Origin of the sequence: Asaia sp. W19, assembly GCF_003994335.1 — a bacterium.
In the GTDB taxonomy this organism is placed as follows: Bacteria; Pseudomonadota; Alphaproteobacteria; order Acetobacterales; family Acetobacteraceae; genus Asaia.
Genome location: NZ_PNQZ01000031.1, coordinates 35,310 through 50,724, shown reverse-complemented (window position 1 = coordinate 50,724; position 15,415 = coordinate 35,310). Strand labels below are relative to the sequence as shown.

General features: G+C 59.3%; 9 protein-coding genes and 1 riboswitch. Of the genes, 5 read left to right on the top strand and 4 right to left on the bottom strand.

All coding sequences use genetic code 11. The features are described from left to right. Nucleotides 1-321 precede the first annotated feature (321 nt). From C0V97_RS07280 to C0V97_RS07270, 3 genes are all read left to right on the top strand, one after another. On the top strand, nt 322-2,004 hold the full coding sequence (locus tag C0V97_RS07280) for an Hsp70 family protein (protein WP_127101971.1): 1,683 nt from the start codon (nt 322-324) through the stop codon (nt 2,002-2,004). Nucleotides 2,005-2,021: 17 nt separating this feature from the next. Beyond that, nucleotides 2,022-4,622, top strand: coding sequence for a hypothetical protein (locus C0V97_RS07275; RefSeq protein ID WP_127101970.1), 2,601 nt, complete (start codon nt 2,022-2,024; stop codon nt 4,620-4,622). A 145-nt stretch (nt 4,623-4,767) separates the two neighbouring features. Further along, entirely contained in the window at nt 4,768-5,673 is a 906-nt protein-coding gene (locus C0V97_RS07270) for a sugar phosphate isomerase/epimerase family protein (protein WP_233582029.1), read from the top strand. Nucleotides 5,674-5,727: 54 nt separating this feature from the next. Here C0V97_RS07270 and C0V97_RS07265 read toward each other — a convergent pair whose 3' ends face one another. Then, a complete protein-coding gene (locus tag C0V97_RS07265; protein ID WP_127101969.1) occupies nt 5,728-6,945 on the bottom strand; it encodes a cation:proton antiporter in 1,218 nt (405 codons plus the stop codon). Nucleotides 6,946-7,152: 207 nt separating this feature from the next. Between C0V97_RS07265 and C0V97_RS07260 the strand changes: the two genes are divergently transcribed. Further along, nucleotides 7,153-8,001 (top strand): M48 family metallopeptidase, encoded by an 849-nt coding sequence (locus tag C0V97_RS07260; RefSeq protein WP_127101968.1) that lies wholly within the window; start codon nt 7,153-7,155, stop codon nt 7,999-8,001. A gap of 98 nt (nt 8,002-8,099) precedes the next feature. Here the strand turns inward: C0V97_RS07260 and C0V97_RS07255 are convergent, their stop codons facing one another. Then, nucleotides 8,100-10,340, bottom strand: a complete 2,241-nt coding sequence (locus C0V97_RS07255) for a TonB-dependent siderophore receptor (RefSeq protein WP_127102019.1) — start codon at nt 10,338-10,340, stop codon at nt 8,100-8,102. Between C0V97_RS07255 and C0V97_RS18875 the strand changes: the two genes are divergently transcribed. Beyond that, nucleotides 10,242-10,499, top strand: coding sequence for a hypothetical protein (locus C0V97_RS18875; RefSeq protein WP_370265174.1), 258 nt, complete (start codon nt 10,242-10,244; stop codon nt 10,497-10,499). The genes C0V97_RS07255 and C0V97_RS18875 overlap by 99 nt on opposite strands. 95 nt (nt 10,500-10,594) lie before the next feature. Further along, nucleotides 10,595-10,797: riboswitch (cobalamin riboswitch) on the bottom strand. A gap of 128 nt (nt 10,798-10,925) precedes the next feature. Here the strand turns inward: C0V97_RS18875 and C0V97_RS07250 are convergent. Then, on the bottom strand, nt 10,926-12,950 hold the full coding sequence (locus tag C0V97_RS07250; RefSeq protein WP_127101967.1) for a phosphocholine-specific phospholipase C: 2,025 nt from the start codon (nt 12,948-12,950) through the stop codon (nt 10,926-10,928). A gap of 17 nt (nt 12,951-12,967) precedes the next feature. Beyond that, nucleotides 12,968-15,346, bottom strand: coding sequence for a TonB-dependent receptor (locus C0V97_RS07245; protein ID WP_127101966.1), 2,379 nt, complete (start codon nt 15,344-15,346; stop codon nt 12,968-12,970). Nucleotides 15,347-15,415: the final 69 nt, after the last annotated feature.

The window sequence follows — 15,415 nt, the reverse complement described above, 5'->3', positions numbered from 1 at the left end:
CCACCCGCGAAAGGCGGCGCAGAATTTCACTTCCTAGATCCGTCACGTAGAAGCATGCATGATAGTGGCCTAAGAGCAGGGGATAAGTCCCCGCGGCGGATCGTCCTGCTCTTTGGCGTGTTTCGCTGTCCAGATCACCCTATCGACGCGCATGGAGCGGTTTTCCACAACGCCGTGACCGTCTTATTACCAACGCCGGGCCTCGCGTGATCGAGAAATAGTCAATTCTCATCCTCTTTTCTTGATACATCGCTCGTAGCATCTTCGGTCAAAGACGTGTCGCGCTCATGCGACAGACGAGGACCGAGAAGAAGTGCCGACGTGACGTGTATTGGAATTGATCTGGGGACCAGCAACTCGGTCGCTGCCTATCTCGAGGATGGCATACCCAAGCTGATACCGAACGCTTTAGGCGACACCCTGACGCCCTCCGCAGTCAGCATTGCAGAAGACGGCACGATACTGATTGGCAAGCCGGCAATCGACCGTCTCATTACCCATCCTGACCGTAGCACTGCTGGGTTCAAACGGTTGATGGGCACAAACACGACGGTCACGATCGCCAAGCGGGAGTTTCGTCCAGAGGAACTCTCGGCACTTGTCCTCAAGAGCCTGAAGCAGGATGCCGAGGCGCTGCTCGGGGTGCCAGTAGGGCAGGCGATCATCTCCGTTCCTGCGTATTTCGCGGAGCCGCAGAGACGTGCGACTCTCGCGGCGGCGCGCTTGGCAGGGCTGGAGGCATTGCGCCTGGTCAATGAGCCGACAGCGGCTGCCCTGGCCTATGGCCTCGAGAGCCGCCGAGAGGGACATTTTCTCGTTCTTGATCTGGGGGGAGGGACGTTCGACGTCTCGCTTCTCAACAAGTTTGAAGGCGTCATGGAGATACGGGCGTCGTCAGGTGACTCTTCCTTAGGGGGGAACGATTTCCGCGACCTGATCGCATCGCTTTTTCTCGCCGATCAGAAGGTCGAGGCAAGTCGCCTTTCTCCGTACGACTATGCGCAGATGTTGAGCTCGGCCGAGGCGATCAAGCAGGGCCTGACGAATAGCGACTGCGCCACCAGTAAGGTCGCCCTAGAGAGCGGCCCAGTCGAATGGTCGCTTACGCGTGAGCGATTTGAGGAGGCCGCTGCGGGGCTCATCGCGCGGTTGCGGGCACCGATTACCCGCGTGATCAATGACGCGTCCATTTCAGCTGCGGAAATTGACGAGATCGTTCTGGTCGGGGGGGCCTCGCGTATGCCCTTGGTACTTGGGCTCGTAACGCGTCTCTTCCATCGCTTCCCGCTTGCCCATGGCCGCCCCGATCATCTGATCGGGTTAGGGGCGGCAGTTCAGGTCGGCCTGGCTCAGCGCGACGCCGCGCTGGAAGACGTGATGATGACCGATGTCTGTCCGTTCAGCCTCGGTGTTGCCTGTCTCGACGGCACGTCAGGTGAAATGATCATGAGCGTGATCATCGAGCGTAATACAATCATCCCCGTTTCCCATAAGAGCTATTATCATCCGGTCGTTGACGGGCAGAAAGCCCTGCTCTTCAGGGTTCTACAGGGCGAAAACATTCGACCGGACATGAATGTCGAGCTTGGGACCCTCCAGATCACGCTACCACCCGGGAGCACGACGTTCGACAATATCGAGACGCGCTTCACCTATGACGTCAGCGGCGCTCTCGAGGTCGAAATTCTCGTTACAAGAAGCGGCGAGACCGCGCGAGAGATCTTCACTGGTCAGAGTGGCCTGTCTGAGGAGGAAGTGGAAAGCCGCTTCGCGTCGTTACAGGAACTCAAGCTTGCGCCGCGTGATCAGGCGGTCAATCGCGCATTGATCGCCCGTGCCGAACGACTCTTCGCGGAATGCGTAGGGTGGCAACGCGACCAGGTTCTCGAACAGTTATCGATGTTCCATGCGAGACTGAAGACCCTGTCGGTTAAAGATCTCACTGGCCTGCGCGAGAGTTTTTCGGCGTGGCTGGATGATTTCGAGAAAAATCTCAGGTTCTGAAGCTGGATTTCCGAACAATGACTCCCGCCCAAGCCTGGACCATCCTCGGTCTGAACCCCACGAACGACAAGCGTACGATCAACCGGGCTTACGCCCAATGTCTCCGCCGGACACGACCTGAAGATGATTTGCAGGCCTTCAGCGCCCTGGTCGAAGCGAGAAGAATGGCGCTTGATCTCGCCAACCTGATCGCGCCCGAGGATGAGGCCACGCAGCCACCTCCTGACAGGCCTGCCTCATCTTTGCCCGAGAAGCACGACGCGGACTCTGGTCCGGCCACAGGGCTCGATCCTGCTGATGTGCCCCCTCGTGATGAGACTCAACCGGATGCGTCAGCAGGGTCGACCGATGCACGACCGATCGACAACCTCTTTCCCCCGCCGTTTTGCGGACAACACCCTTACTCCGGAAATGACGACGCTGAGCCGCCTCCGTCGGGCGCTGACGATCAGGAGAAGGAGGCAGAAGAGCGCAGCGACGGGGCGCAGGACGAGATCGACAGGGCAAATGCTTCTCTCCCGGATGAGAGACCCGAGCCATCACGCCCCCCACCTGCACGCTTACCCCCCCGGTACTCTGGCACCATAGCGAAGGCAGGGAGCCACGTCGCGACCCTAGAGAACACGCTGGATTACTTTCTGGGGGTCACTCTGAATCGGAAGCCTACCCGGTGGAACCGTTCGGAGTGGGAACCGGTTCTGGCGCGCCTCGCGGAAAGTGGGATCGATGACCAACGGGAATCGTCGATGCGGCTTCTGAAAGGCCTGTTATCGATCTTGCCGCCGCCTGCGGAGATGTCGCCGGGATCCAAGAGTTTCGAAGCCATCCTATGGATTGTAGGCGTCCTAGCGGGGTATTGCGGGCACGATACGCCGAGCTTGGCCGCACGGATTTCGGTCAAGCAATCCCTGATCTGGTCGGACTGGCTAAGCATTGCAGGCAAGCGGTCTGAACTCTCGAGCCGGGATGCGACGATCTCCCGGTCGGACTGGCACGCCGTGTTGCCGCTTTCCTATCACCTGATGGCCCTTTTTCCGCTCAGAAAATCGGCCGGGAGCGACACGAGCGACTCTCCCCGGTTTTTTGTGCGGTTTTGGTCGCGTACCAAATTTGCCCTCACGACTCTCCTCTTTCCAAGCTACACGGCTTTTGAGGCCGGTATCGGGTTTTGGGGCTATCTCTGCGCATCGGTCCTGGCACTGGTGTTTGTCTGGGCGTTCCTGTTCACGCTCGGAAGTGCGGCGTTAGGGTCGGCGGACCTTTTCGTCATGGCTGCGCATCAGAGCCTGAAGGCCGTTCTCGACATAGCCGGAATGTCGCAGGCCCTTGTTCGACAGTATCTAATCACGACATCGCTCTGCGTGCGTGTTCTTCCGCTTTTGCTGATCCCATTTCTGATCGGCCGCTATGCGCGTGCCCGACTGCGCAGGGCGGATACGCGCTGTCTGGTCTCCCCTTCGCAGCGGGCGCCAGTGCTCGATCCGTGTCTCAATCGGTCCTGGGCGCAGGCCGGGCAGCTTCTGGACGTCCTCAGCCTGATTTTCATCGCCCTACTTTTCCTTGTAAGCCCCGGTGGAGCGCTCTCGGACACTGCCTGGCAGTTCCTTGGGGAGGCCGAGCCCCGCAGTCTCGCAGACCGCGGAAGCGCGCAGTTTCTGCAGATAGGCACTCATGATCGCAGAATCTATATCGGCTATCGTCTGGCAAGCTCAACGGAAGGGGAAGCTGAGGTCGGATTGTCTTCATGCCGCCCGGAGCGGGTTGGTGTATATCGATGCAGAGCTGACCTGCGTCTTCCCGGCAAATCGATGAGCTCGCTGGATAATCCCGACGGTCTGCCTGCCTTCCGTGTGAATACTCCCCCAGACGGAGGGGCGGTTCTCGATTTCTCACCAATCATATACCGGGGCGGACGTGACGGCGGGTGGATCCACCCGCCGCTGATCTCAATCTGCGCTCGCGGCGATATCGCCTGTCAGTTCTTTCTTGGACGCGGTGCCTCGGCAATCACGGCCGTAACACGCAAGACCGAAAGCGGGGCACGCCAGGCCGTCGCCCTGCTGAAACCCGCGAACCCAGGCGATCCAACGGTCAGTGTGCATCTGCAACCGACCCCCTCTCCTGGCGGCCTGGTCATCTGGCTTGACGGGGTAACGCGCAATGACGAGGCCCTGTACATGGTCGCCAACGGCACGGCTATGCCTCTTCTCTACGCTCAAGGCATGAACCAACCGCCAAGATTGCTCGGTCAGTTTCCGTCGCGTCCAGTTGACCAACTCGATGTGAAGATTCTGGGTGACAAACTCTTTTTACGGGGGTGGTTTGCTGCGCCTGACGGATCAGCGTTCAGAGGTTATATCGCAGAATCGGGGAGCATCAGGGAAGTCCTCCCTGAGGATCAGGTCATGCTCCTAAGGAAGGGAAGGGAACAGGCCGACAAGGTCTTCACGGAGGCGGATCGCCTGGATTACAGCGTGGATGGGGGCAAAACCTGGCGCCGGCTCATCCTGCCGAGAACTCTTAGGGACGCCATGTTCGTTGCTGACCGGACGCGGCTCTATGCCTATGGGCGCGCGGGTATTTATGTGCGGCCCCTCGCGTCTCTGGCTGAACAGTGACGCCTTGCTTCGTGCGCGCTGGGGATGATGGGATTCGATCAAGATAATCGGCTCGCACGCGCGGCAAATCGGCCATTCTCTCAGCAGGGACGACGCTCAGGATCTCTTCGAGATCCTGACTTACCCCGAAGACGAGGATACTGCCGTGAAGATCGCTCTAGATCCCTATATGCATCGCCATCTCAGCCTGGACGCCCTGTGCAGGAAGACCGCCGAGCTCGGATTTGACCATATCGAACTCTCTCCCAGGGAAGATTTCCTTCCCTGGTGGGTCCGGCCCCGGGCGCATGAAGAGCGGATCGCCTCGTTCAAGAAGTCTCTGAAGGATCATGGGGTCAGGCTTGCTTCCGTTCTGCCCATGTATCGGTGGGCGAGTCCGCATGAGGATGAGCGACAGGCGGCCGTACGCTACTGGATCGAGGCGATCAGGATTTGCGCCGAGATGGGTTGCGACACCATGAATTCCGAGTTTGGTCGCGGGCCATCACCCGATCGCGGGCATCGCGTCAATTGTTGTGGGGGGATGCACTCCCACGAGCATAGTGAAGCTGCCTGGTGGCGCTCGATGGAGGAGCTTGTTCCCGTGTTCGAGCGCGAGGGGATCATGCTCAACATGGAGCCCCATCCGGAGGACTGGTGCGAGACACTCACTCCGGCGCTCGACATGCTCAAGACAATCGGGTCGGATCACGTCCGCTTCCTCTACTGCGCGCCGCATACCTTCTATTTCGGGGATGATATGCGAGCGATGATCCGCGAAGCAGGACCCATGATCCGCCACGTGCATATTGCTGATACCTATGATCACAAGGCATCTTCGGGCCTGCGCTATATCGTCAATCCGCCGGGTGCCAGGGTGACAGTCCATCAGCACATGGATCTGCATCAGGGCGAGATCGACTGGGACGTCTTCTTCTCGACCCTCGCAGAGACAGGTTTCGACGGGATCGTGACCGCCTGCGTTTTTGGTTGGGAAGAGCGCGCCGACGAGTCAGGCCGGTTCATGCGGGCCGAGATCCAGCGTTATGTGGACAAGTATTTCCGGCGTTGACGCCCGAAGCCCCCCCCGACAGGGCTCAGGCTTCAGGCGGGGGGATCACAAGGGTCAGACAGGCGGGGACGGGCGCGGTTTGAACAGATGGAACAATGGTCCCGTCAGAATGGTCGAGATCACCGCCAGCACCATCAGGGAGGCGAAGGCAAACTCAGACAGCATCCCCTGCTCATGCAGGATCGTTGCGGCGACAATCTCCATCAGCCCCTTGCATTGCAACAGGGCACCAAGGCTGAGCGTCTGGCGTCGCGATAGATCCTTCGACGGGGGGAAGAGATATATCGAACCGATTTTGGCCACGATCGAGATCACGACGAGGGAGAGTGAGGCCAGAACCGAGGGCCAGGTCAGGGCATCACCGTCGATACGCAGCCCACTATGTCCGAAAAACAGCGGCGCAAGCCAGATGAGGCAGAATGTCGAGACGGTCTCGAAGGGAAGGCGTTTGACCCAAGAAGGCGGCATGAAGGCACCGGCAAAATAGGCGCCGATCAGTTCATGAAGCCCCAGGGTCATGCTCGCCCAGGAGCCGAGACTGAGATAGAGCGGTACCACGGCCCAAATCACCAGTTTGGGAGGATTGCGGATAAAACGCGAGGCAAGCGAGCCACCTAAGCCGAGAGCGACAAGCAGTAGGAGCGCCAAACACTCGCGTAGCCCCCAGCTATGCATGGCCGTCTGACGCTCCGCAGCAAATTGCAGCAGGGCGAGCCCGATCCAGAGCGTGGCGTCGTCAATCACCGCAAGCTTGAGCGCAAGCTGCCCCAGCGGTTTGTCGCGCGCAGGGAGTTCGCGCACGATCCCGATCAGAACGGGCAGAGCACTGACGGCAATACAAAGCCCGATCGAGGCTGCGGCGATGAGCGGTGTAACCGCGGGTGCATGCCAGCCCGGCAGTGGCAGAAAGAACATGTAAACGAGGATCGTACCGACCAGAAACGGCCCGCCAAGTGCGGTGGCTGCGCCCCCGAGAAGACGGGTGACCGGAGGCTTGGGCAGGGCATTTTCCGCAGCTTCACCTTCCGGATGCTGCCACATTTCCATGCCGGCCGTGAACGCCAGGACGAGTACTGCGATCCACCCGATCGTATCGCCGTAGAACGAGGGGACACCTATCGATTTGAGCGGAAGATGCCAGACGGCAGCGAGGATTCCGATCAGGATCGGGATGACAGCAATCGGTACCACGCGCCCCATCACACGCCATAGAATCCATGGAACGCAGACAAACAGACCCGCATCGGCGAGAAGCGCGGTTAGATCGCTCATACATGCCCTTTCAATCTTTGATGAAAAGATAGCGTGAATTTGCGTGCGAGGGAAATCCAACGCCATACCGCGTGGACGCGTGGCGTGTCATGATGGACGTTGGTGGGCATCATTACATGGCTTTCGTGTGCAGGCATTGTCTTGTACCCAAGCTGTCTGGTGAAACTTCTCAGATCCACCTTCGCGCAATAATAAAAAGGTCAAGCAATGCCACCGGTCCTGCAGAAATATCGTCATCCCAATGAACGTCTCTATGGCGGGCTCCTGACCGGAACAGGGCTGATCCTCTGGCTCCTCCTGGGGATCATCGCAGTCGCGGCCTCGATCACCGATCCGCGTGCCGCCGCAGAATTCGTGGTGTTCGCGGTGTATGCCGTGTCCTTCATGCTGGCCCTCGTCATTTTTGCCGCGCTGTATCGCGCGTACGCCATGGGGCACATGGTGCTCCTGTCCGAGAAACAATTCCCGCACCTCCATTCCATGTTCGTCGAGGTGAGCCAGAAGCTGGGCCTGGATGAGACACCCACAGCGTTCATCTATAATTCCGGTGGCATCATGAATGCCTTCGCGATCCGGTTACTGCGCGGCCGCTATGTTTTCCTGACCTCTGCAATCGTCGAGGCTGAGGAGGACGAACAGATCCGTTTCATCATGGCGCATGAAGTCGCTCATCATGTTTTGGGTCATCTGAGTGGTTTCAAGCACTCTCTGCGCTTGCCCGCCTACATGGTTCCGTTTCTCTATCGCGCCTATTCGCGCGCGCGCGAACATAGCTGCGATGCGGTGGGCGCATCCGTCCTGCCCGATGCGCGTCACGCGCTTGGTGCGCTTCAGATGCTGGCCTGCGGCGTGAAGCGTCTCAACGCTTCGATGAACGTCGAGGCTTTCGCGGCGCAGGAATATGCAGTGCCTAGTGTCGCAGGGTTCGTGCTGGAGATCTCGTCGACCCATCCGCGCACGACGAGACGTGTCGCGCGGATACGGGCGCTCTTTGCGATGCGTGACGCCCCTCAATTGGAGGCGAGGGCCAGACTCTCTCCTGATATTCTGGACTGATTGGGGTAACGGGGAGAAAGTCCAGCGCCACTTGCCCATCGAGAGGGAGCGATGTGCCAGGGCGCTCCCTTTCGAAATGATGGCGCGTGAAGATGGAGTCAGAGGCTTGCCTGCAGGCTGAGCGAGAAAGACCTCGGGGCACCGATAAGCACCTCTGATGGGTAGCTCGTATCCGCCCACTGCACGAAATGCTTGTTGCCGACGTTGTCAATGCGGCCATAGAGCGTGAAGCCTTTGCGGATATGCCAGGCCGCGAAGACATTCACCAGGGCGTAATCTTTGAGCGCGAGGGTGTTGGCATAGTCCCCCTTGCGGGCTGAGACGTACCGCATACCGGCGCCCAGATCGACTGGCAGATTGAGCGCCGAGCTCCAGATTCCCCAGAGATTGGCGGTAACCTTGGGCACATTCGGCACCTGGTTGCCCGAGGCGTCGGTCGTCGCATCCGGGAAGAACGTGCCGTAATGGGAGTCCGTATAGGCGACATTGCCGGAGAGGCTCCAATGTCTGGCAATGCGCCAATCAGTCTGAGCTTCCATCCCGCGCGACTTCTGGCTACCAGCGGTGGAGACGCTGTCCTGTCCGGTCTGTACCAGGACGCGGGTCCGCCTGATGTCGAAGAGCGCGAGTGTCGTGACCAGATGCCCTGAAAAGGCTCGCGCCTTCAGGCCGATCTCGCCCTGTCGGGAACGCGAAAGGCGTGAGAACTGACCTCGATTGGCGAGAAACAGGTTGGACCCCGGAGGGTCTTCGGCGGTCGTGTACACACCGTAGAGGCTGAGATCTGGAAGAAGATCATAGACCGGGCCGATACGGAAGTTGGCCGGGTTGTAATGGCCCTTGAAGCTGGTCGCAGCGTTGAGCTGGCCGTTCTGGTTGTAGTTTTGCCTGTCGAGTGACAGCCAGTCATAGCGGAACCCGCCTACCAGACGCAGCTTTTCCGTCACCGAAAGCGTATCCTCCAGGAACAGCCCGGCATCAATCATGGTGGTAGGCGATTTGCGATAGGGGTACTCCCCGGCGAAGGGACCGACCGAGCCCCCTTGGGGGTTCACCAGCGAGACGCTATCGGCATAATCTGCATCAGGAAAACCACGGTTGCGAATGAAGCGCAGGTAGTAGGCATCACCCCCGATCACGAACCGATTGCGGAGCCCGAACAGGTGGTGGTCGACCCGTGCATCGATGCTGTCACCGAGCTGATGCTGGTTCTGATAAACGTAAAAGCGGTCGCGACCGATGCTTCCGGGGACGATCGATGCGCCGCTCGCGTCCACGGCGCCCGTGCTGCCGATATAACTGTAAGTCTCAGCGTTGTTCCAGCGGCGCTTGGCGTAGAGGAAATAGGCCTTGTCATGCAGGGTGATGTGCGGGCTCAGGACCCAATCGAGATGCAGGGTCGGGGTCGCATTGACAGAGCTGGCCTGCGGATTGGAAACATTGTAATTGCGCCAGAGCGATGCCCTGCTCACGACAAGTCCCTTAGACGAATGCAGCAAGCCTCCCGTGGCATCAGCGACAGCCGAGCCTGGTACGAGCGGGGCACCGTAATAGGTGGAGAGTTCGTCAGTCAGATAGTCCATGCCCAGGCGCGCGGCGAAAGACGGTGACGGATGCCAGAGCACTGTAGTCGTCCAGTCATTGCTGTGAGGACTGGCTCCTTTGACATAGCCATCTGATGAGGTGCGGCTGAAGTCGCTCCTGATGGCAAGGCTGCGTGAAAGCGGCACGGAACCGCCGAAACCCGCGTTCCAGCTGTTGAAGCTGCCATAGGAGACGAGCGCGTCGGCGTGCATGCGTTCCAGGTCGGGGGTGCGGGTGCGCATATCCACGGTCCCTCCCACGGCACCCTGACCGTAGAGAACGGAGGAAGGCCCCTTGAGCACCTCGACTGCCTCCAGATTGAAGGCATTGAGGGGGCGGTTCACCATGGTGGTCGGGCCAAAATAGACACCGTCCTTCAGAATGAGAATCTGGTTGCCGGTAAAACCGCGCATCATCAATTGTGCCGGGCTGCCGGGTGATCCGCCGGAGGTCACGCCGGGCGCTGAGTCGGCAGCCTCTTCGGCATGGGTATAGCCCCGCTGGAGAATGGTCTTGCGCTCGATCACAGAAATCGAGGCCGGATTATGCTGCAGGCTGAGGCCAAGCCGCCCGCCGATGGCGGGCCGTGCCTTGAGCCCCGTACTCTGGCCCTTGGCGGTTATATATTCATCCGAGCTTGTCTGATCCGGGCTAGTTTGATCTGGGCCAGTCTTATCAGGGCCAGTCTTATCAGGGCCAGTCTGATCCGGGTCAGTCTGGCCCAAGCGAGTCCGCTCGGGGCGGGTTTGCTCCATGCCCTTCAGCCCCAGGGGAGCACGAGCCGGAGCAGTCCGGGCCTGGGAAGCTTGAGTCGCGCCAGTTTGCGTCGCGACAGTTTGGGCCGAGGTAGCCCTGGACAGGGCAGGCAGGGCGATGGTCGACAAGGACAATCCTGTCAGAAGGAGGGCGCGTGAGGAGCGCATGAGCTGCGTTCTATCCCATATTCACGTCACTACGATGGGCGCGCCATAACGCGCCACCTTCGGGACACCCCGCCCGTCGGATCTCGTCCGTGACCATGCGTGATGGCAGGTCTCCTGGCTCGTGCGTCCTCATGCGGTCACTGGCCTTCCCGGGGATAGAGACCCAGTGGCTGGGCCTATGGGCCCGCATGATCGCACTCGTCACCTACAGTTGCGGGGGCAGCCATGGCGTCAGACCATGTTCCCTTTTCATCCCGGTCGCCCGGGAACCATCAAGGCGGACCCTAGCGGGGCTGAATGGGGTGTCAACGAAATGGTATAAGAACCAGATGTTTCGGCTCGAGAGTGAGGCATGGCGGGCACAGCGCGGTGGGAGTGCGTCAATGTTGAGAGGCGTTTGATTGCGTCGATCGAAGGTTAGGCGGGGCCATTGGCTCTTCGGGCGAAATGCGGGTCAGACAGGCTGGGCGTTCCATTCTCGCTATGGCCGGCCAGAGCGAGCAGCGTGGTTCCGTCCGGCGCGCGAAGCTCGATGTGATACCAGCGATCACTGCTGGCGAGCATTATCTCCTTCGTTAAACGGGTTTGTGGCGTGAGTGCGCGCTTGATGGTTTGACCGGAATAATGATCAATCAGCAGGACGTCGTGGCATGGCGGGTGACCGATCTCGATGGTGAGTGTCATCCGATCATTCTCTTCCCTGTGACTCACACCAAGTCCGCTTCTCGGATGATGGAGCCGATAAAAGCCATTCGGCCCATAGATCTCGACAGGGGCGTCCAGCGCGCAGGTACATACCCTGGTCGATTGGGCGGCTACCGTCAGATGCTGCGAAGCATGTCCCTTCTGACGGATACGGAACACCGCGCCCTGATCTCCTGAGTTCGAGAAAGCGAGCGCTGTAGGCGCATCGGCCCGCGTGGCAAGCGCGAGGCGATAAGGCAAGGCGCGGGTCGGCCTCTGTCCGGCCTCCTGATCGGGCAGGCTACCATTCTCAGGCACAAGGGGCGGCGGGTGGGCACAGGAGAGACGCGTCTGGAGCAGATACGTATCCGTGTTCGGCAAATCGGCTGACCAGACGGGGTCTGGTTTGCTGAAATCGAAGACAGAGGTCAGATCGCCACAAACAGCGCGGCGCCAGGGGGTGATGGTAGGGCAGGGGATACCAAAGCGTTTCTCGAGAAACTGGATCACAGAGGTATGGTCGAAAACCTGCGAGTTGACCCAGCCTCCTTTGGTCCAGGGCGAAATGATCAGCGCGGGAACGCGTGGTCCCAGCCCAACCGGTTCACCGTGGAAACTCTCTCCCCTTGTGGAGACGCTTCCAGCGCTCTCCGACGCACCATCGAGCGCCGGGACTGGCGGCGGTACATGATCGAAAAACCCGTCATTCTCGTCGTAATTGAGGATGAAGACGGTTTTTGACCAGGTATCCGGGTGGCGAACGAAGATATCGATCAGTTTGGAAATCAGATGCTCGCCGAATCCCGGTGGTGCTTCCGGATGCTCTGACAGCGCAGCAGGGGGGACGATCCAGGAAACCTGCGGCAGAGTGCCTTGGGCGATATCCTTCTCGAATGCGTCCAGCAGATAGCGGCCCTCGAGTTCGTGCATATTCTCCTTCGTCGATCCGGGGACGATGGCGCGGGCATTGCGGTAGCGCCAGTCTTTCGGGTCGAGGTTGCGGAACTGCCTGAATGAAGCGAGAGGGTTATCGCCGAAATTGTCGTATTCCTGATAAAACTTCCAGCTGACACCGGCTTCCTGGAGGCGTTCCGGATAGGTCGTCCAGTCGAAGGGCGTGAAATGCGGGTTGTCATGCGCCATGTCGGCAGACCAGTTGCCGTCATCCACATTCTCGACCGCCTGCTTCCCGTCTGCCCCTACGGAGAGGCCATTGGTGCCGGTGAAGAAATAGAGGCGGTTCGGATTGGTCGGCCCGAAGATGGAGGCGTGATAGGCGTCACAGATGGTGAAGGCGTCAGCAAGCGCATAGTAATAGGGGATCTCCCGCCGCGTGAAATACCCCATGGTCATAGGGGTTTTATGCGGAACCCACCCCTCCCACTCATTCCAGGCGGCCTGCGTGCCTTTCCAGCTGTGATCGAGGCTTTTCAGGCAGGCGGCCGAGGTATGGATCGTGTCGAACAGGAAGGGCCAGACAGCCCGGCCTTTGGCATCTTTCTGCGCGAAGACCGAACTGCCATCAGCCTGGGTCTCGGCCCGTGGGTCGCCGAAGCCGCGTACCCCGCGCAGGGACCCGAAATAATGGTCGAAGCTACGGTTTTCCTGCATCAGGATCACCACATGCTTGACGTCCTGTATCGTTCCCGTTTCGCGATGGGCGGGGATGGCAAGGGCCTTGCGCAGATTATCGGGCAGGGCGGTTCCGGCCAAAGCGGCAGCACCAAGGGAGAGAAATTGCCGACGGCCGGGTTTCATGCTGGGGCTTCCGGTTCTCAGTTGAAATGCTTGCGGATGGTGAAGAAGACCATACGCGGCGCAGCGGCCTGGAGCGTCTGGAAGGTGCCGGACGGATCAGAGTTTATGAACCCGTTGCTGCCCACAGTGGCCACGTAGCGCTTGTTGAACAGATTGGAGACGTTGATCTGAGTGTCGAGCCCACGCAGCCAGAAATTATGGCTCTTGAAGCGATAGCCGAGGTTCAGGTTGAAGACGTCATTGGCGGGAACGTAGGCGTCATTCGTATAGGTGTAATAGCGCCGATCCTGAATTTGCATGAGCACGTTGCCCCAGATTTGCCCGTCATCATAGCCAAGCTGCACATTGGCCAGGTTACGCGGCATGCCCACGACATTCTTGCCCTTGATCGCTGCGGAGACCTTGCTATCCGCCATCACGTTGTCCTGGTAGAAGGAGTTATTGAAGGCGTAGGAGGCGAAGATCGACCAGTTCGGCGCGAACTGCCAGTTCACGGCGGTGTCGATACCGCGTGAGATCACGCCACCCACATTGGAGAGTACCGAGGCATTGCCCTGAATGCCCACACCCTGGGTGACCGAGAGCAATCGGTTTTCGAACTCGACGTAGTAACCGGTCACTGTCGCCTGGAAGGTTTTGGTATGATAGCGGTAGCCAAGTTCCTCGGTGTTCGACATTTCGGGCTTCAGCTTGCCCTGCAGTGCCTGGAAGCCAGCTACCGTGGTCGAGAACGGGCCTGAGGTTTGCGCGCTGTCAAAAGCCGCCATATTGCGGCTGTAATCGACGAAGATCTCATGGTTACGGTTGAAGCGGTAATTCGCCCCGATCTGCGGCAGGAAGCCATTGGAGGCATTCAGCGTACCGGAGGGATAGGCCGTAGCCACCGGCATTCCCAGATAATTGCCGTTCATGGCACGCGCCGTGTTGTCGACGATCAGGGACTTGAAGCCGTAATTGACCTTGAGTTTCGGCGTGATCTTCCAGGTGTCGCCCAGGTGGACCTGATAGGTCTTTGTGTTGAAAGCGCTCTGCCACTGCGTGGCAAAGGCATTGTTCTTGTACCAGTGGATCGAGGAGGGTGACCCATCGAGCGCGAGAGGATAGAAGCGACGCGCCTGATTGAAGTTGTTGTTTTCGAACCAGAAGCCGCCTTCGATGCTGTGATTGGCAATCTTGTAGGTCAGGCTTCCGATGAACCCGGCACGGTGGATGTCATATTCGGTCGTACGGGTGGAAAGCGGTGAGCCGCCGAGTTGCGCCGGTGTCGCGCTATAGGGCGTGACCCATACGCCTTCGCCACTATTGGTGTGGCCATAGCCCGTGACATAGCCGGTCAGACGGTTATTGATCTTGAAATCCAGCTTGCCATAGCCCAGCGCATCCTCACGAAGGCCGCCTGCATTATAATAGACGGTATCCTGGTTTTCGATGCCTTTAGGGAAAGCCGTGCCGTTCTGATAGGCATAGGCGATCTGCTTGGCGAGCGCGTAGTTGCCGGTGATGTTGTCCAGATTATAGCCATAGGTCTTGATCTGGGAGAGCGACAGATCCTGATAGTCGTTTTCGGCGCGCTTGGACCAGTCGCCGAAGACCGTGAGCTTCAGGTTGTCACCCAGAGGCTGGACGTACTTGGCGTTGGCCTGGTCCTGACGCTGCACGCCATCGCCCTTCCACTTATTGGCGTCCTGATGATCATAGGACACATAGAATTTGCCGCCCCCCTTCAGCACGCCGCTGTTGATGCGGGCGAATGTGCGCCAGGTCGAGGCGGAGCCGATGGTTCCGCTGACATCGGCACCAAACTTTTCGGAGGGATCGATCGAACTGAATTGCAGCGCGCCGCCAAGATCGTTGGAGGCTGCAACGCCGACCGCTCCCGCGCCCTGTGTCAGCGTGGCAGGACCGTTATTTTCTGTCTGAAGCGCACGGCCGATCGAGAGACCATTGTCATTGCCATACGCCAGGTTGCCGAGCGGCACGCCGTCGAAGGTGAAGCCCAGGCGGCTCTGGTCGAAACCACGAATGATGATCTGCTGCGACCATTCATAGGAGCCAAGCGGATCGGATGAGGTGAACATCACTCCCGGCAGCTTGGACAAGGCCTTGAAGGGGCTCGTCCCGGGTGTGTATTCCTGTATCGCCGTGCGCGAAATGGTCTGGGTTTCACGAGCCTGTCCGGCGCCGAGAACGATCACGGTTTCGGAGCTTTTGGCCTCCACGCTTGCCTTCCGAGACGGAGCTTCAGCGTTCCGTTTCTTGCCCGGCTGCTTCTTGTTGACCGGCACGCTTGCCGAGTTTGCTGTATTCGTCACGGTTTGCGCATGCGCCACAGACTGCGCGGCAATGATCAGGGCAGGGAGGCTTGCCGATAGAACAAGACTGAGTCTGAGTTTCATGAAAAAGAGCCGTTTCGTCCTGAGGTCGAGTTGCGGCCCGTAGATATCGTGACACTGCGTGACACAGTA